We start from the raw sequence: 16,951 nt of genomic DNA, 5'->3' as shown, positions 1-16,951 counted from the left end.
GGTCCGTACGGGGCCCGGGGCGGGGCGCGAGGGGTGCGCCGGGAAGCCTCGGTGGGCGGTGCGGTGGGGCTGATTGGCAACCGCGTACGTTCGGCGCGGCGTCAGACGTTCGATATCTGCTCGACCGGCTCCGAACCGGAGTGCGACTTCTCCATCGCTTCGCGGAACCGGGCGTACCCGGCGAGTTCGGTGACATCGCCGGTCGTGCGATTACGGGCGGCCCAGCTTCCCCATATCGCAGCACCGAGCGCAGCGAAAAGCGGAATCAACAACCAGGCGAGTGCTGCCATGACGACCTCCCTGCCTCATGAGCAACCGCAACTGACCTATCAGCAGATTAACCATCTGCAAGGCCAACGCTCACGGCAGGGGTGCGGTTACGCAAATCGGGGCGGAAGCCCGCCCGGCCGGTTTGCGCTCAGCAGGCGCCGACCCACTCCTCCGTCCCGTCCGAAAAGCGCTGGTGCTTCCAGATCGGGACCTCGTGCTTGAGGTCGTCGATGAGCTTGCGGCAGGCCTCGAAGGCCTCTGCGCGGTGCGGGCAGGAGACGGCCACGACCACGGCGAGATCGCCCACCTCCAGTTCACCCACCCGGTGGACAGCGGCCAGCGCCCGGACCGGGAACCCGGCGACGACCTTCTCCGCCACCCGGCGCATCTCGTCCTGCGCCGAGGGGTGGCACGAGTAGCCGAGCGCTCCCACGTCCTGGCCGCCGTCATGGTTGCGCACGGTACCGACGAAGAGCGCGGTGCCGCCGGCGGCGTCGTCGCCGACGGCACGGAAGATCTCGTCCACCGACAACGGTGTGTCGCGGATCTCCAGCAGCCGGATCGGGTCCTGTGCCGTCTGCTCGCCGGGGTGGTCGTGCGTGGGTGCCATGCACGCCATCGTGCCGCACCGCGGCGGCATCACGGAATAGCGGTTTCCGCCGGTGGGCCGCCGTCCCCCTTGGAGCCTCCTACAGGCCCTAGATACGGCGGCGCGCCTTGCGGGCCCGTCGTACCAGGGCAGCGGTACCGAGCAGGGCCACGGTCGCGCCGGCGGCACCGGCCGCGGTGGCGTCCTTGCGGCCGAGCCTGCGGCCCGCGACGGTGTGCCGTCCCTCCACCTCTTCGAGGAGGGCGGCGAGCACCTCCTCGTTGGTCCAGCTCGGGCGCCAGCCCGCGTCGTGCAGCCGGCTCACGCTCACCACCCAGGGATGCATCGTGTACGCCAGATCCCCCGCCGGGGACGGCGTGAGGCCGATGCGGTGCAGCCGGGCGGCGGCGCCGAGCGCCACGGCGGAGGGCAGCTCCATCCGGCGGACGCCGCTGATCTCCTCGACCTCCTCCTGTTCGAGCCAGCCGTCGCAGCCGACCGCGAACTCCCCGTCGATCTTCTCCAGCGCGGCGTACTCCAGCGCCGTGACCAGGTCGTCGACGTGGCAGAACTGCCAGGTGGGGCGCGATCCGGCGACGACGAGGAGGCGCGGTGACTCGAAGTAACGGGTCAGTGCCGTGTCGGTACCGCCGACGAGCACCGTGGGTCGGACCACGGTGACGTGGAGTCCGGGGTGGGCGCGGGGCGCGCGGCGGCCGAGCCGTTCGATCTCCAGCAGGTCGCCGACGCCGGTCGCCTCCGCGGTGGCCCGCAGCTCGGCGTCCTCGGCCAACGGGATGTCGTTGTCGGGCAGCGCTCCGTAGACCATCGCTGAGGTGCACAGCACGACCCGGTGGACGCCGACGGCCGCGGCGGCGGTCAGCACGGTCTGGGTGCCGCGCACGTTGTAGGCGGTGCGGGCGGCGGCGTCGGTCTCCAGGTCGAGATCGAGCGCCAGGTGCACCACGACGTCCGCGCCCCGCAGCTTCTCCGCGATGGCCGGATCACGGACGTCGAGGATGTGCCAGGTCGCCTCGGAGACCTCCCCGCGGCGCTCGTCGATGGCGATGACCTGCTTGATCTCCTCCGAGGCCGCGAGCCGGGCCGCGAGCAGCTCGCCGACACCCGTCGCGGCTCCGGTGATGGCCACGACGGGGCCGCGGCTCCTGGAGCGGCTCCGGACGGTCTTGTCCTCTGGCTTGCTGTCGGGCTTGTTCTCGGCCGTGTTCTCGGTCTTCTTCTCGGACAGCGGGTCGGCCAGGTTTCGCGCTGCGCGAACCTGCGGATCTGGGGAACTCACCGGGCGTCTCCAGCGGTTGTCTTCAGTACGTACCCGAATGACGCGTACGTACCAGGTGGCGTCCATCCTGCCGCAGGCCGGGAGCCGACGGAGCACTGAGGCCCTGAGCGGACTTGGTGTCTACGCTGGATGGTGATGTCGGGCAGTCGCCGTCGGTTCGATCCGGCGGCCCTACGAGCCGAGGAAACCCGTGAGTGACACCCCATTCGGATTCGGCCTTCCGCCGGAGGAGCCGGACGACGGCGACCATGGCAAGAAGAAGGACCCCACCGGAGGTGGGCAGGGTTCGGGCGGTCCGGCGAACCCGCTCGGCTTCGGCCCCGGCGCGGGCGGTGACAACCCCTTCGCCGCGATGTTCGGGGCGATGAACCCGAACGACCTGGGCGCGGCCTTCCAGCAGCTCGGCCAGATGCTGAGCTACGAGGGCGGTCCCGTGAACTGGGACATGGCGAAGCAGATCGCCCGCCAGACCGTCTCGCAGGGCACCGCGGACGGCACCAAGGACGCGAGCGTCGGCCCGTCCGAGCGTGCCGCGGTCGACGAGGCGCTGCGGCTGGCGGACATCTGGCTGGACGGGGCGACGTCGCTGCCGTCCGGTTCGGTCTCCACCGTGGCCTGGAGCCGCGCGGAGTGGGTCGAGGCGTCCCTCCCCGCCTGGCAGAAGCTGGTCGACCCGGTGGCCGAGCGTGTCGGCCTCGCCATGGGCGATGTGCTGCCCGAGGAGATGCAGGCGATGGCGGGCCCGCTGATCGGCATGATGCGGTCGATGGGCGGCGCGATGTTCGGTCAGCAGATCGGGCAGGCCGTCGGCGTGCTGGCGGGCGAGGTGGTCGGCTCGACCGATATCGGGCTGCCGCTGGGCCCGGCCGGCAAGGCCGCGCTGCTGCCGCTGAACGTCGAGCGGTTCGGCAAGGACCTGAGCGTGCCGCAGGACGAGGTGCGGCTGTATCTGGCGCTGCGCGAGGCCGCTCACCAGCGGCTCTTCGCCCATGTGCCGTGGCTGCGCTCGCATCTGTTCGGTGCCGTGGAGGGCTATGCGCGCGGCATCAAGGTCGACACCAGCAAGCTGGAGGACGTGGTCGGCCAGTTCGACCCGTCGCAGCCCGAGCAGCTGCAGGAAGCTCTTCAGCAGGGCATGTTCCAGCCGGAGGACACCCCGGAGCAGAAGGCCGCCCTGGCCCGGCTGGAGACGGCGCTCGCGCTGGTCGAGGGCTGGGTGGACGCCGTGGTGCACGAGGCCGCGAAGTCCCGGCTGACCTCGGCGGACGCGCTGCGCGAGACGATGCGCAGGCGCCGCGCCTCCGGTGGTCCCGCCGAGCAGACGTTCGCCACGCTGATCGGTCTCCAGCTGCGTCCGCGGCGGCTGCGTGACGCCTCGCGGCTGTGGGCCTCGCTCACGGACGCCCGGGGTCTCGACGGACGTGACGCGCTGTGGGAGCACCCCGACATGCTGCCGACCGCTCACGACCTGGACGACCCGGACGGGTTCGTGCACCACCAGCAGCTGGACTTCTCCGAGCTGGACAAGATGCTCGGCGAGGCCGCGAACGGGCCGCAGAAGCCCGCGACCGGCACCGAGGGCGAGACCGGGCCCGCCCCGGAGGACGCCGACGGCAAGGGCGGCAGCGGCACGGACGGCGACGACACCGGCGGCAGCGGTACCGGCGGCGACAGCAAGGACGACACCGAAAAGTGAGCCTGCACGACGACGCCGTTCTCGTACTGAAGGGCTACGGGGGCGGTGCGGACGCCGCCCAGGAGGAGCTGCGCCTGGCTTACCTGGACCATCTGTCGCGGCATCCCGACGGCATGTGGAAGGCCTGCGGGGCCGGGCACCTGACGGCCAGCGCCCTGGTCGTGGACCCTGAGCACGGCCGGGTGCTGCTCACGCTGCACCGGAAGCTGCGGATGTGGCTGCAGATGGGCGGTCACTGCGAGCCGGGGGACGCCACGCTTGCCGGTGCGGCGCTGCGCGAGGCCACGGAGGAGTCCGGCATCGCCGGTCTGACGTTGCTGGCAGGCGGCCCGGTCACCCTGGACCGCCACCCGATCCCGGCGCCCTGCAACTGGCATCTGGACGTCCAGTACGCGGCACTGGCACCGTCGGGTTCGACGGAGCGGATCAGCGACGAATCGCTGGACCTGCGCTGGTTCGCCTACGACGAGGTCGCCGGGGTCGCCGACTCCTCGGTGGTGCGTCTGGTGGAACGTACGCGGGCGGCGCTGGACGGCGTCGGGTAGCGGGCACGACGACAGCACGGGTAAGGGGCGGCCTCTTTGGAGGCCGCCCCTTACCGATCGGGTGGCTCAGTTCCAGGCGTTGTTCTGGTTCTGCGCGTGGATCCCCTGCTGGCCCATGCCGAACTGGGCAGCCATCCCCTGGCCGATCTGGGCGTTCTGCGGTGGCAGCACCTCGCTCGGCTGGACCAGGGCGAAGCCCTGCCCGAGGAAGCTGAGCTCCCAGCCCTCTCCGGTACTGCCGCGTCGGCGCATGACGCCCGACGAGTGCGTCTGGGCCTGCATCTGCACACGCAGGGAGCTGGACCAGGCGACGACGGCGTCCGCGTCGGCGTTGACGTACTTGTCGGGCGTGACCTGCATCATCAGGGGCTGGCCGGAGGTCATCAGGGCGACCTTGCCGCTGCCGGAGATGTTGAGCTGGTACTTGCCGGTGCCCGAGATGCCGTACTGGCTGTCCACCGCGATGACCTCGGTGTGGAGCGACGAGTCGAGCGCCAGGACGTAGGCGCTGTCGACCGTCATGCCGTCGCGGTCGACATCCACCACGTGGACGTACTGCGCCAGGTTGGCGAGATAGACGGTGCCCTGCCCGGAGCAGCGCATCAGGTCGAGGCCCTCACCGGTGGTCGCGCGGGCCCGGCGCTGTCCGTGCGACTGGTACTCGCCGTCGAACTCCATGAGCCCCTGGTACGCGACCATGGCCCCCTTGCGGGCGAGGACGTCGTCGTGGCCGGTCAGCGAGACCCGCAGGAGCTGCGGGTTCTGAACCGCGTACCGGTCCTGGGACTGCTGTTCCGTGTAGCTGAAAAGCGGACTCTGCATGGTGTGTTCTCCCTCCCCGTCAGTTCCGGACCCGCATGCGGTCGGTGCTGTCCTCGCTCGGCTGGACGACGACGATCCCCTGGCCGGAGAAGGCCATCTGGAACGCCTCTCCGCTGCCCCGCCCGATGAGCGAGGAGGCCTTGAAGCTGCGCTTGCCCTTCACCTTGAGGTTCGGGGACCACGCCACCAGGGCGTCCGGGTCGACGTACGTCTCGTCCTCGCCACTCCCGCAGTCGACGACGATCGGCGTGCCGCGCGAGGTGATGGCGACCCAGCCGGTGCCGGAGATACAGACGTTCCACAGGCCCTGGCCGGCGAATTTGGCCAGCCCCTTGACCCGTTCGACGCCCCAGGTGAGATGGCCGTCGAAGGCGAGGACGTTGGTGCCGTTGACCGAGAGGGAGTCGTTGTTGAGGTTGATGACGACGACGTCCGCGCCGTAGTCGGCGAGGTAGAGCAGGCCGTCACCGGCGCACTTCATCAGGGGGGTGCCCTCGCCGGTGATCCACTGCGAGGCGATCTGGCGGACGGCGGGCGGATTGGGCTCGTACTGGATGAAGCCCTCGTACGCCACCATCGAACCGGTGCGCGCGTAGAGGTCCTGGCCGGTGGCCATGGCGACCTTCAGCATCGAATGGCCGTGGTTCTCCATCCGGGCCATGACCGGGGTCGGGGCGTAGCCCGCGAGTTGCTGATTCATGACGGGCTCCCTCAGACCTCGTAGGGCTGGACGACGATGAAGTTGCCGGGCGCGCCCCGGAACTGGAGGTTCACGGTCTCCCCGCTGTGTCCGGGGTAGGCGTTGCGGCGCAGCCGGACCTGGCTGGAGACAATCACCTGGGACGCCGCCGACCACGCCACGACGGCATTGCAGTCGGCGAAGGTGGTCGGGGTGACCGGCAGGACGACCGGCACACCGTGGGTCTTGACGACGACGGTGCCGGTGCCCTGGAACTGCATGGTGAACAGGGCGCCTCCGGGGATGCCGTGGCCCTCGATCCTGCGGACCTCGTGCTGCAGCGACTCGTCGAAGGCGAGGACGTTCTCCGCGGAGACGCAGATGCCGTCGCCCTGGAGTTCGACGGCGTGCAGGTGCGAGCCGTCCTCGGCGAGGAAGACCTGTCCGCGGCCGGTACAGCGCATCAGCTGCATTTCCTGGCCGGTGGCGTTGCCGACGATCCGGCCGGCGAAACCTGCGCCCTTGTAGCCGAAGTCGACCTTGCCCTGGTACATCACCATGCTGCCCTGCCTGGCCAGCACTCCCCCACCGCCGTTGGTGAGGTCGACGCGCATGAGCTGCTGGTTCTGCGCGGTCCAGCGCTGACCGGTGGCCGTCTCCTTGTACGGCTGGAGCGCGGCCAGGAGACCCGCCCCGGTCTGCGGCGCCCCTTGCGGCACGCCCTGCGGCATACCGGGAGGCTGCTGTCCGTACGGGGCCGGAGCCGGCTGCCCGTACGGCGCGGGTGCCTGCTGCCCGTAGGGGGCGGGGGCCTGTCCCGGGACCTGCCCGAACTGCGGCTGCTGGGGCGGCTGCCCCGGCTGTCCGAACGGAGCGGGCGGGGGCGCGGGCGGCGGGGGAACACTTCCGCCCTGCGGGGCCAGCGGCGCCACGATGGTGGGCGCGGCATGCATCTGCTGCTGCGGAGTGGGCGCCGGTGCGGGCGCGGACGGTCCGCCGAAGGACGGTGCGGGCTGCGGGACCTGCGGTGCGGCCGGGGCGCCGAACGACGGGGCGGGCGCCGGCGCCTGGGCGGGCGGGGCGAACGACGGGACGGCGGACTGCGGCTGCGGAGCGGCGGGCTCCTCCTCGGCGACCTCGCCTCCGAAGTTCTTCAGCAGCGCGTCGAGGCCGCCGTCGAACCCCTGGCCGACAGCGGCGAACCGCCAGACGTCCTTGAGGTAGAAGTCACCCAGCATCACCGCGCGTTCGGTGGTGAACTCCGAGCCGGTGAAGGCGTACCTGACGACTTCCTCGCCACCCGCGACGATCCGGATGTACCCGGGACCGACCTGCGCCATCTGTCCGGCGCCGTCCAGCGTCGCGGTGAACGACAGCTTGTGGATGCTCGCCGGAACACGGTCCAGAGTCACGCGGAACGACTCGGTGTCACCGGCCTGGGCGCCGAGGAGCTGAATGGACTCCTCGGGCGATTTCGGCTGGTTGAAGAAGATGAAATACCGGTCGTCGGAGAGCTGCTCATTGGCATCGAGGCCGAAGCAGCTGATGTCAAAGGTCAGTCCCGGGCCGGCGATCTGCACACCTACGTACAGGTCCGTCCCCGGCGTGAGATCGCTGATCTTGGCCTTGTGGCCGCGTTGGAATTCCCTGGCCATGCGTAACGACCGTCCCCCATCCGGAAGCTAAATGCGTCGCGTCAGGCTAACCGCAAAGTCCGGCCCCGGGCCAAGCCGGTACAGACCCGGTACAGAGTCACCGAACGTCACTCGCCGCGTGCGGCGGGCAGGTGCGGCAGCCGGTCGGCCGCCACCACCCCTTCGAGATAGCCGCGCGCCCGCTCGGTACGGGGGTAGGCGTCCAGGAGCCGCCAGAACCGCGGTCCGTGTCCGGGCACCAGGAGATGAGCCAGCTCGTGGACGAGCACGTAGTCGACGACGTACTCGGGCATCCCCTGCAGCCGGTGCGACAGGCGGATGCTTCCCTCGGCCGGGGTGCAGGAGCCCCACCGGGTGTTCTGATTGGTCACCCACCGCACCGAGACGGGTCTGGCACGGCCCTCGAAGTACTGCGCGGACAAGCGCTCCGCCCGCTCGGCGAGTTCGCTGTCGCCGGGAACACGTCTGCTCTCCTGGGCGGCCAGCTTGTCGAGCATCACGCTCACCCAGCGCTGCTCCTCGGCCTCCGACATCCGGGCGGGGATCAGCACGATCGTGCGGTCCCCCTCCCGGTACGCGGAGACCGTTCTGCTGCGGCGGGAGCTCCTGCGCACCTCGACCGCGCTCGTCACCGAGCCGCGGGGCGGGTGGTCTTCCGCGCTGCGCTGGTGGATTCCGGCGCTGCGCGCGGGGGTCTCCCCGGCAAAACCGGGTGACGGGTCGGCGGGCACGGCACGACGTTACCCGCTGTCAGTGGGGGAAGTCCCGTCTCCCGAACGGTTCACACATGATCCACCCCATGCCCTGCACCATTTGAACGACTAATACCCCCTGCCTGTGGATAACTTTGCACCCGCTTCCGCGGCCCGTTGCATTCTGGCCATGGATCTCACGCAGCCACACAGACCGGGGGAAGCCGTGCATCCGATGTTGAAGCCCGCACTGCGCCGCGCATGGCGCGGCCGCGGCACCGTCCAATTCGGTGTGACGCCCGCACACGCGGTGAAGGTCGGCCCGATGGATATCGCGACGGGCTGTTTCCTGGAGCTCCTCGACGGAACGCGCGGGATGCCGCTGTTGCGCGAAGAGGCCAGGGCGCTGGATCTCACGGAACACCAAGTGGACACCCTCGTCATGCGGTTGTCGGATGCCGGGCTCATCGACGACGTGCGGGCGGGCGGACCGGAGGCCGACGCGTTACGGAACCGGGCGGACACGATGGAGCGTCACCGGCCGGACCTGGCGTCACTCTCCGTCGTGCATCCCGAGCCCGGCGGTGGGATGCGCCGGCTGGCCGCCCGCCGCTCCATGCGCGTCCAGGTACGGGGAGCCGGCCGGGTGGGCGCGGCCGTCGCCGCGGTGCTTTCCGGATCCGGGGTGGGGCACGTCGAGGTGCTGGACGGGGGATGCGCCGAGCCGGGCGACGTCTCGCCCGGAGGGCTGCCGTCCTCGGCGGCCGGAGAGCGCCGGGACAGTGCGGCGCGGCAGCTGGTCCGGCGCTCGGCCCCCGGTCCGGCCGTGCGGGCGACACTGTCGTCGGGCGGGCCCGTGAGCGGCGAGCCGGGTCTGTCCCTGATCGTGGTCGCTCCTCGCGAGAGCCTCTCCGCCTACGTTCCCGATCCGCGCACCGCCGAGCCGTGGATCGCCTCGGGCACACCGCACCTCTACGCCGGGGTGATCGAGGCCACGGGATTCGTCGGGCCCCTGGTGCTGCCGGGAGGTACGGCGTGCGCGGGCTGCCTGGATCTGGACCGGCGCGACCGGGACCCGCAGTGGCCGCGGATGCTGGCTCAGTGGCAGTCCGGGCGGCGCACCGCCGTGCAGGCCTGTGACCTGGGCCTGGCGACCGCGGTGGCCGGTCTGGCGGCCGCCCACGCGCTGGCCTTCCTCGACGGGGAGCTGCCCGCCTGCACCGGGGCCCGGTGGGAAGCCGCGCTGCCGCTGTTGGACTGGCGGTCGGAGCAGATCCGGGCACACCTCGACTGTTCCTGTGGAGCGGGTGGGCACACTGAGGGGGTGCGCACCTCCGGGGCCGGCACGGCGCACGACACAATGGCCGGGTAACCGCCGCACGCAGCGCGGCAGTCTGGGATTTGGAGGGGCATATGTCTGATCTTCCCCGGAAGGCGGTCACCCGAACCGCCAAGCTGGCCGCGCTGCCGTTGGGGTTCGCGGGCCGGGCCACCTGGGGCCTGGGAAAGCGCATCGGCGGCAAGTCCGCGGAGGTGGTCGCCCGCGAGGTACAGCAGCGCACCGCCGACCAGCTCTTCAAGGTCCTGGGCGAGCTGAAGGGCGGGGCGATGAAGCTCGGACAGGCCCTGTCCGTCTTCGAGTCCGCCCTGCCCGAGGAGGTCGCCGGCCCCTACCGCGCGGCCCTCACCAAACTCCAGGAGGCCGCTCCTCCGATGCCGGAGGGCCGGGTCCACGCGGTGCTGGCCGAGCGGCTCGGTGAGGACTGGCGGGAGCTGTTCCTGACGTTCGACGACAAGCCGTCGGCCGCCGCCTCGATCGGGCAGGTGCACCGGGCGGTGTGGCACGACGGGCGCGACGTCGCGGTGAAGGTGCAGTACCCGGGTGCCGGGGACGCGCTGCTTTCGGACCTGACCCAGCTCAGCCGGTTCGCCCGGCTGCTCGGCCCGCTGATTCCTGGCATGGACATCAAGCCGCTGATCGCGGAGCTGCGCGACCGGGTGTCGGAAGAGCTGGACTACGAGCAGGAGGCGCAGTCGCAGCGGGAGCACGCCGAGGAGTTCGCGGGCGATCCCGATGTCGTGGTCCCTGGCGTGGTCCACCAGTCCGATCAGGTGCTGGTCACGGAGTGGATCGACGGTGTGCCGCTGGCCGAGGTGATCGCCGGCGGAACCACGGAGCAGCGGGACCGGGCCGGACAGCTGCTGGCCCGCTTCCTGTTCTCCGGCCCCGCGCGCACCGGACTGCTCCACGCCGACCCGCACCCGGGCAACTTCCGGCTGCTGCCACCGGACCCGGCCGGCCCGGCGGACACCGACGAGACCGACCGCGCGGCGGAAGCCGACGACACGGGGGTGGCTCAGTGGCGGCTCGGTGTCCTCGACTTCGGGACGGTGGACCGGCTGCCCGGCGGGCTGCCGCAGACCATCGGGGACTCGTTGCGGCTGACGCTCCAGGGCGACGCGGACGCCGTGTACGAGAAGCTGCGCGAGGAGGGCTTCGTCAAGGACTCGATCGACCTCGCCCCGGACGCGGTGCTCGACTACCTCCGGCCGATCATCGAACCGGCACTGGTGGAGGAGTTCGCCTTCAGCCGGAGCTGGATGCGCAATCAGGCCGCCCGGATAGCTGATCCGCGCTCTCCCGCCCACCAGCTGGGCAAACAGCTGAATCTGCCGCCCGCCTATCTGCTGATACACCGTGTGACGTTGAGCACGATAGGGGTGCTGTGTCAGCTTGGCGCGACGGTCCGGCTGCGTGAGGAACTCGAAGCCTGGCTGCCGGGGTTCCTGCCGCTGGAAGAGGAGGAGCGGGCCGGGGAGGAGTGGCCCGAGGAAGCTCCGGCCGAGTTCGAGGCCGTGGAAGAGGCGACGGACGAGTTCGAGACTGTGGCCGAGCCCGTGGAGGGTGCGGCGGCCGGCGCGGAGGCCAAGTAGCGGCCGGTCAGGTCACCACCAGGCGGAGTCGAGCCGGCTCTCGATGGCCCTGAGGTGGCTGCGCGCGCAAGTGTCACAGAAGTAGCGGCGGCTGCCGCTCTCCACGGAACAGATCCAGGTCGGCGGTGCGTCGCCGCTCCCGGCTGCGGTACCGCACAGGGCACATACGACGCCCTCGGTGCCCGCCGCTTCTGGGCGCTGCGTCTCCTCGTCCACGTTGTGACGATAACTCCGCCACCGCGGTCCGGCACGGGACGGCACCACGCAGCACGGCCTCGGGGCCGGTCCGAGTGGACCGGCCCCGAGGCAGGGGTGGTGATGTGGGTGCTGAGCACTGCTTGCTGCGGGTCAGAGAGCGGCTGCCCCGCAGCGGTCCTACTGGCGATCGGTCCTGCTGGTGTTCGAGCCTGCTGGTGTTCGAGCCTGATCGGCTCAGTGCATGACCGCCATGGCCAGCGCACGCCGGGCACGCATCGAGGCGCGCTCGGCCCGGCGCTGCATCCGCCGCGCGTGGATCAGGCGCACGGCCTGACGTTCCGCTTCGGCTTCCCGCAGGCGGTCGTGCATATGAGCACGAGCCAGGGCTTCTGGGATGAGTTGCATCTCACGGGTCCTGTTCTGACGCGAGTCGTTCGCGCCGATGATGGTGACGTCCGGTGTCGCGGAGCCGACGGGCTCCCTCGTGGGGATGGTCATTGGTTCCTGGTTTCGGGGATCGTGGGTCTGGGGACGGTCGATGGTTCCGATGCGCTTCATGGGTTTGGGGGCCGCGACCCCCAGGTCGGCGATCACGCCGCGACCGGGTTCTTGCGAGGACGGCCACGCGGCCGCTTGCGAGCAACGACGACGCCCTGGATGAAGAGCTCGCCACCCCAGACACCCCACGGCTCGCGGCGCTCCTTGGCGCCGGCGAGGCAGGCCTCGACGAGCGGGCAGGTGCGGCAGAGGGACTTGGCGTGCTCGACGTCGGCCGGGGACTCGGCGAAGAAGACCTCGGGGTCGTAGGAGCGGCAGGGGACGGGCACGCCGAGGTTCTCGATGGCGTCGTCGAGCGCGGTGAGCGCAGTGAGCGGGGTCAAGGTGGAGTCCTCCGTGAGGCCGGGCGGGGGGATCGTTTCGGAAGGCGGTACTGACGGGGCGTGCGCTTCGAGTTGCACGGTGGTGGTGTCCTCGTCTGGTCGTTTCCGGCCTGTTGGCCGGGGGGCGGCTGGTACCGGGTGTTGCTTTCCCGAGGCTCCTTCGTGCTGTTCCGTCCGTTCGGACAAAACAAAAGGGCCGCGGATCCCGAGTGGGGTTCCGCGGCCCTGAAGGCGCCGGCCTGATCGTCGATCAGGCTGGATCTCTCCAGGGTTCAGGCCCACGGAAGGCCCACATCGTGTGGTGCTGCGTCGTCTGCTTCTTGGCTCCGGCTTCCGCTCCCGCACCGACGGCCGCAAAGGCGTAGGCCTGGGCCTGTCCCTTCGCTACTGCTGCTGCCGGTGCCTGGGTCGGTCGCTCATTACGCTCCCGCTCGGGAAGGCTCACCGGGGACAGCGGGCTGACGGCAGAGATGCCGGACACACCGGTGCCACGCAGGGAAGACGTCGAAGAGCAGGCGAGGCCGAGCGAGTAGGCGGAGACGACCGAGAGATCGGTCATTTTGTTGGTCTCGATGATGCTGATCACTTCAATCGCCTCCTCTCGGCGTCTCGGGCGGACCGACCAAGCCGGTCCTACGTATTCGGAATAAGTACAGCACAGGATCAGGGCTTCAGAGAAGTCGCTGTTCCCGTGGTTAAGAACCTATGGTGACGACTGGGGCGGGCGCAAACTATTTTTTCGACGAGTTTTTCTCACATCTCCTCGTCGGCCTCCGCGGACTCCTCCGCCCCGTCCCCACCTGCGCAGATGTCCAGCACCGCGGTGCCGAAACGGCCCAGCTTCCGCGCGCCGACCCCGGGGATCCCGGCCAGTTCGCCCTCGCTGCCGGGCACCGCCTCCGCGATGGCCATCAGCGTCTTGTCGGTGAACACGCAGTAGGCGGGCTGGCTGATCTCCTGAGCCCGCGCCGCGCGCCAGTCGCGCAGCCGCTCGTACAACGCCTCGTCCATGTCGGACGGGCAGTCGTCACAGCGCATCAGCTTCATCTCGCCGGCGTCGGTGAGGGTCCTGCCGCACACCCTGCACAGCGCGGGCCCACGCCGCTTGCGCCGGGCCGCCACCGGGCGCTCGATGCCGCCGCTGCCGCCCGCCGCGCTCCTGGAGCCCGGTGCCGCCGAGCCGGGGCGCAGCCCGTTCAGGAAGCGGCTCGGGCGGCGCCCGGCCCGGCCGCCGGGCGAGCGGGCCAGCGACCACGACAGCGAGAGGTGGAAACGAGCCCGGGTGACTCCGACGTACAGCAGCCGGCGCTCCTCCTCGATCTGCTCGTCCGTCTTGGCGTAGGTGATCGGCATCATGCCCTCGGTCAGTCCGACCAGGAACACGGCATCCCACTCCAGGCCCTTCGCCGAGTGCAGCGAGGCGAGGGTGACGCCCTGGACCGTGGGGGCGTGCTGGGCCGCGGCCCGCTCGTCCAGCTCGGCGACCAGGTCGGAGAGGGTCGCGCCCGGCTTGGCCTCTTCGAAGTCCTCGGCGAGCCTGACCAGTGCGGCCAGGGACTCCCAGCGGTCGCGCACCGCCCCGGACCCGGCGGGCGGCTCGCTCCGCCAGCCCTTGGTGGAGAGCACCGCGCGGACCTCGGCGGGCAGCCCCTGCGCATCGTCCAGCAGGGAGTCGTTGCCCCCGGCCCTGGCGGCGCCGCGCAGGGCGACGCCCGCTTCCCGTACCTCCGCGCGCTCGAAGAAGCGCTCGGCGCCCCGCAGCTGGTACGGCACTCCCGCGTCGGCCAGGGCCTGCTCGTAGACCTCGGACTGGGAGTTGACCCGGTAGAGCACGGCGATCTGGCCCGCCGGGACGCCCGCGGCGATCAGGTCGCGGATGCGCCGAGCGGTGCCCTCGGCCTCGGCGGGCTCGTCCGCGTACTCCGTGTAGGCGGGCTCGGGGCCGCGCTCGCGCTGCGAGACCAGTTCGAGCCGGTGCTCGGCGGCCCTGCCGCGGGCCTGGCCGAGCAGCCCGTTGGCCAGGTGGACCACCTGGGGCGTGGAGCGGTAGTCCCGGACGAGCTTGACGACGGTGGCCCGGGGGTGGCGGGTGCGGAAGTTCAGCAGGTGGTCGGGGGTGGCTCCGGTGAAGGAGTAGATCGTCTGGCTGGCGTCACCGACGACGCAGAGGTTGTCCCGGTCGCCGAGCCAGAGATCGAGCAGCCGCTGCTGGAGCGGGCTGACGTCCTGGTACTCGTCGACGACGAAGTACTGGTACTGACGGCGGACGTGGTCGGCGATGTCGTGCCGGTCCTGGAGGATGCCGACGGTCAGGAGCAGCACATCCTCGAAGTCGATCACCGTGCGGTCCCGCTTCAGCTGCTCGTACATCGCGTAGACCTGCGAGATCTCGGCGGGATCGCGCGGGGCGTCCCGCTGGGACTTGGCGACCACGGCCGGGTAGTCGGCGGGCACGGTCTGGGTGACCTTGGCCCACTCGATCTCGCTCGTGACATCGCGCAGCTCGTTGCGGTCGAGCCGGACACCGCAGCGGGCCGCCGCCTCCGCCACCAGCTGGACCTTGCGCTCCAGCAGCCGGGGCAGCTCGCCACCGACTGCTTTCGGCCAGAAGTACTGGAGCTGGCGCAGGGCCGCGGAGTGGAAGGTCCGCGCCTGCACCCCGCCGGCTCCGAGCTGGCGCAGCCGTCCCCGCATCTCGCCCGCGGCCCGGTTGGTGAACGTCACGGCAAGCACACTCGTCGGCTGGATTATCCCGGCGCGCACCCCGTAGGCGATGCGGTGCGTGATGGCCCGCGTCTTGCCCGTACCGGCTCCGGCCAGCACGCACACCGGGCCCTGCAGGGCCAGGGCGACCTCGCGCTGCTCGGGGTCGAGTCCGTCGAGGACGGCGTCGGCGGAGTCGGGGACCTGTGGGAAGAGGGTGGAATGCGTTGCTGATGTCACCCCGCCATGCTGCCAGGTCGAAAGGGGCGGACGTGGAAGTTGTCCACAGGGGTGCCCTGTCCGTCGTACTAATCAGGAACGGCCTTCGTGCTGATCGGGAACGGCCCCGGGAATGGTGGCCAGGTCACGTACGTTCTCCTCTCGTGCGGCAACGCGCGTCCCGGCTTCTCCGTGTGACGGAAGAGACCGACACGGGATGTGGCGGGATTGCCGAGACCGATGAGACAGAGGAGCGCGAAGACATGCCGGGCACTGTGACGATGTACAGCACCACGTGGTGCGGATACTGCCGTCGGCTCAAGGGCCAGATGGACCGCGAGGGCATCGCGTACACCGAGATCAACATCGAGCACGACCCGGACTCCGCCGCCTTCGTGGAGAAGGCGAATGGCGGGAACCAGACGGTCCCGACGGTTCTCGTGGCTCCCGACGGCGGTGGTGAGGACGTCGTCATGACGAACCCGAGCCTGGCCCAGGTGAAGCAGGCGCTGGGCGTCTGACCCACCCGGCACCGGGCCTCAGGCCCACCCGCCGCACCCGACCCCCGACCGGCCCGGCGCCGGTTCGGGGGTCTTCGCATGTCCGCCTGCACGACGCCCACTCGGCGGTAGCGTCGGCTGACCTTCATCCCTGGCGACGTGGCTCTGCCACCGTTCCCTCGCTGGGTGATGACGACCGCCGCACTCGAATCGGTGGGGGGTCATGGGGCCGACGCCGCCCGGGACCGGGGTGATCAGAGGCGAAGCCGGGGAGGAGCGGGGGCCTGCGGCCGTGCTCCCCCGCTCGCGTCCGTGCTCCGGTGTCAGCCGGCGCTGCGCGGCCTCGGGAGGGGCTTCCCGTACCAGATCTCGATCAGCCGGGCCGCGATCGAGATGCCGAACGGGGGCAGGATCTCGCCCGACTCGAAGGCGGCGGTCAGCTCCTCGCGGGAGAACCAGCGCGCCTCCTCGATCTCCTCGCCGTCGACGTTGATCTCGTACGTCGTGGCCCGTGCCATGAAGCCGAGCATCAGACTGGACGGGAAGGGCCAGGGCTGGCTGGCGATGTACTCCACCTCGCCGACCGTGATGCCCGCTTCCTCGAACACCTCGCGCGCCACGGACTGCTCGATCGATTCGCCCGGCTCGACGAAACCGGCCAGGGTGGAGAAGCGGCCCTCTGGCCAGTGGACCTGGCGGCCCAGCAGGGCGCGGTCCTGGTCGTCGGTGACCAGCATGATGACCGCGGGGTCGGTACGCGGGTAGTGCTCCGCGCCGCAGGCCTGGCAGCGGCGGATGTGTCCGGCCGCCGCGATCACCGTGCGTTCGCCGCAGCGCGAGCAGAAGCGGTGCAGCCGCTGCCAGTTCTCCAGCGCCACCGCGTGCACCATCAGACCGGCGTCGCGGGCGCCGAGGAGCAGGCCCGCCTCGCGCAGCCCGGCGGGACGGGCCGACTGGTCCATGCGGCCGGGCAGCGAGTCCTTCTGGAGGGCGAAGTAGCTGACGCCCGTCTCGTCGGTGCCCAGGAAGTAGCGGTGGGTCTCGGTGACGGGCGCCTCGAAGGCGGGGGTCATCACGAGTTCGGTGCCGTCGGCGGTGTCGTCGATCAGCACCTGCCCGCCGGAGACGACGAAGACCCGGGTCGTCGGGTGGCTCCACGCGGCGGCCAGCCAGGCCTCGTCGAGGCGGTGGTGCGCGGCGCGGTCGATGCCGCTGGGCGCGGTCAGGCCGATCGGCCGGCCCGCGGTGGCGTTGTCGAAGGTGCTCAC

General features: G+C 70.8%; 18 protein-coding genes and 1 pseudogene. 6 read left to right on the top strand and 13 right to left on the bottom strand.

Annotated features, from left to right (window positions below; translation table 11 throughout):
- Window positions 1-101 precede the first annotated feature (101 nt).
- From ACIQM0_RS05530 to ACIQM0_RS05520, 3 genes are all read right to left on the bottom strand, one after another.
- Complete coding sequence (locus tag ACIQM0_RS05530; RefSeq protein WP_362957393.1) at window positions 102-290, bottom strand: hypothetical protein; 189 nt, start codon at window positions 288-290, stop codon at window positions 102-104.
- Between the two features lie 128 nt (window positions 291-418).
- On the bottom strand, window positions 419-880 hold the full coding sequence (locus tag ACIQM0_RS05525) for a molybdenum cofactor biosynthesis protein MoaE (protein ID WP_385025315.1): 462 nt from the start codon (window positions 878-880) through the stop codon (window positions 419-421).
- 88 nt (window positions 881-968) lie between these two features.
- Window positions 969-2,159, bottom strand: coding sequence for an SDR family oxidoreductase (locus ACIQM0_RS05520; RefSeq protein WP_401283769.1), 1,191 nt, complete (start codon window positions 2,157-2,159; stop codon window positions 969-971).
- Between the two features lie 190 nt (window positions 2,160-2,349).
- On the opposite strand from ACIQM0_RS05520, the gene ACIQM0_RS05515 reads away from it, so the two are divergent.
- Together ACIQM0_RS05515 and ACIQM0_RS05510 are read left to right on the top strand one after the other, a co-directional pair.
- On the top strand, window positions 2,350-3,855 hold the full coding sequence (locus ACIQM0_RS05515; protein ID WP_401283768.1) for a zinc-dependent metalloprotease: 1,506 nt from the start codon (window positions 2,350-2,352) through the stop codon (window positions 3,853-3,855).
- Window positions 3,852-4,400, top strand: a complete 549-nt coding sequence (locus ACIQM0_RS05510) for an NUDIX hydrolase (protein WP_401283766.1) — start codon at window positions 3,852-3,854, stop codon at window positions 4,398-4,400. The genes ACIQM0_RS05515 and ACIQM0_RS05510 overlap by 4 nt, the downstream gene beginning before the upstream one ends.
- A gap of 66 nt (window positions 4,401-4,466) precedes the next feature.
- Here the strand turns inward: ACIQM0_RS05510 and ACIQM0_RS05505 are convergent, their stop codons facing one another.
- The 4 genes from ACIQM0_RS05505 to ACIQM0_RS05490 form a co-directional block, all read right to left on the bottom strand.
- On the bottom strand, window positions 4,467-5,222 hold the full coding sequence (locus ACIQM0_RS05505) for an AIM24 family protein (protein ID WP_363025750.1): 756 nt from the start codon (window positions 5,220-5,222) through the stop codon (window positions 4,467-4,469).
- A gap of 19 nt (window positions 5,223-5,241) precedes the next feature.
- Complete coding sequence (locus tag ACIQM0_RS05500) at window positions 5,242-5,922, bottom strand: AIM24 family protein (protein WP_401283764.1); 681 nt, start codon at window positions 5,920-5,922, stop codon at window positions 5,242-5,244.
- 11 nt (window positions 5,923-5,933) lie between these two features.
- Window positions 5,934-7,556: a TerD family protein gene (locus tag ACIQM0_RS05495; protein ID WP_401283763.1), complete on the bottom strand. Its 1,623-nt coding sequence runs from the start codon at window positions 7,554-7,556 to the stop codon at window positions 5,934-5,936.
- Between the two features lie 107 nt (window positions 7,557-7,663).
- Window positions 7,664-8,287: a M48 family metallopeptidase gene (locus tag ACIQM0_RS05490; RefSeq protein ID WP_401283761.1), complete on the bottom strand. Its 624-nt coding sequence runs from the start codon at window positions 8,285-8,287 to the stop codon at window positions 7,664-7,666.
- A gap of 187 nt (window positions 8,288-8,474) precedes the next feature.
- On the opposite strand from ACIQM0_RS05490, the gene ACIQM0_RS05485 reads away from it, so the two are divergent.
- On the top strand, window positions 8,475-9,620 hold the full coding sequence (locus ACIQM0_RS05485) for a ThiF family adenylyltransferase (protein ID WP_401283759.1): 1,146 nt from the start codon (window positions 8,475-8,477) through the stop codon (window positions 9,618-9,620).
- A gap of 41 nt (window positions 9,621-9,661) precedes the next feature.
- Window positions 9,662-11,182, top strand: coding sequence for an ABC1 kinase family protein (locus ACIQM0_RS05480; protein WP_401283757.1), 1,521 nt, complete (start codon window positions 9,662-9,664; stop codon window positions 11,180-11,182).
- A 12-nt stretch (window positions 11,183-11,194) separates the two neighbouring features.
- Here the strand turns inward: ACIQM0_RS05480 and ACIQM0_RS05475 are convergent, their stop codons facing one another.
- From ACIQM0_RS05475 to ACIQM0_RS05455, 5 genes are all read right to left on the bottom strand, one after another.
- Window positions 11,195-11,398: a hypothetical protein gene (locus ACIQM0_RS05475; RefSeq protein ID WP_401283755.1), complete on the bottom strand. Its 204-nt coding sequence runs from the start codon at window positions 11,396-11,398 to the stop codon at window positions 11,195-11,197.
- A gap of 216 nt (window positions 11,399-11,614) precedes the next feature.
- Window positions 11,615-11,938: a hypothetical protein gene (locus ACIQM0_RS05470; RefSeq protein WP_363025936.1), complete on the bottom strand. Its 324-nt coding sequence runs from the start codon at window positions 11,936-11,938 to the stop codon at window positions 11,615-11,617.
- Window positions 11,939-11,970: 32 nt separating this feature from the next.
- Window positions 11,971-12,339 (bottom strand): WhiB family transcriptional regulator, encoded by a 369-nt coding sequence (locus ACIQM0_RS05465; protein ID WP_123461519.1) that lies wholly within the window; start codon window positions 12,337-12,339, stop codon window positions 11,971-11,973.
- 172 nt (window positions 12,340-12,511) lie between these two features.
- Window positions 12,512-12,847 carry a hypothetical protein gene (locus ACIQM0_RS05460; protein ID WP_401283753.1) on the bottom strand — a complete coding sequence of 112 codons (336 nt, stop codon included), beginning with the start codon at window positions 12,845-12,847 and terminating at the stop codon, window positions 12,512-12,514.
- Between the two features lie 167 nt (window positions 12,848-13,014).
- Window positions 13,015-15,204 (bottom strand): ATP-dependent DNA helicase UvrD2, encoded by a 2,190-nt coding sequence (locus ACIQM0_RS05455; RefSeq protein ID WP_401283751.1) that lies wholly within the window; start codon window positions 15,202-15,204, stop codon window positions 13,015-13,017.
- A gap of 242 nt (window positions 15,205-15,446) precedes the next feature.
- Here ACIQM0_RS05455 and ACIQM0_RS05450 point away from each other — a divergent pair, with 242 nt between their 5' ends.
- Window positions 15,447-15,704 (top strand): mycoredoxin, encoded by a 258-nt coding sequence (locus ACIQM0_RS05450; RefSeq protein ID WP_363025734.1) that lies wholly within the window; start codon window positions 15,447-15,449, stop codon window positions 15,702-15,704.
- A 114-nt stretch (window positions 15,705-15,818) separates the two neighbouring features.
- Window positions 15,819-15,902 (top strand): annotated as a pseudogene (locus ACIQM0_RS05445) (aminoglycoside phosphotransferase family protein); the annotation flags it as partial.
- 104 nt (window positions 15,903-16,006) lie between these two features.
- Here the strand turns inward: ACIQM0_RS05445 and nudC are convergent.
- Entirely contained in the window at window positions 16,007-16,951 is a 945-nt protein-coding gene (gene nudC / locus ACIQM0_RS05440; protein ID WP_401283749.1) for an NAD(+) diphosphatase, read from the bottom strand.

This window comes from Streptomyces sp. NPDC091387, from assembly GCF_044756945.1.
In the GTDB taxonomy this organism is placed as follows: domain Bacteria; phylum Actinomycetota; class Actinomycetes; order Streptomycetales; family Streptomycetaceae; genus Streptomyces.
This window is presented reverse-complemented; position numbering and strand designations above follow the sequence as displayed.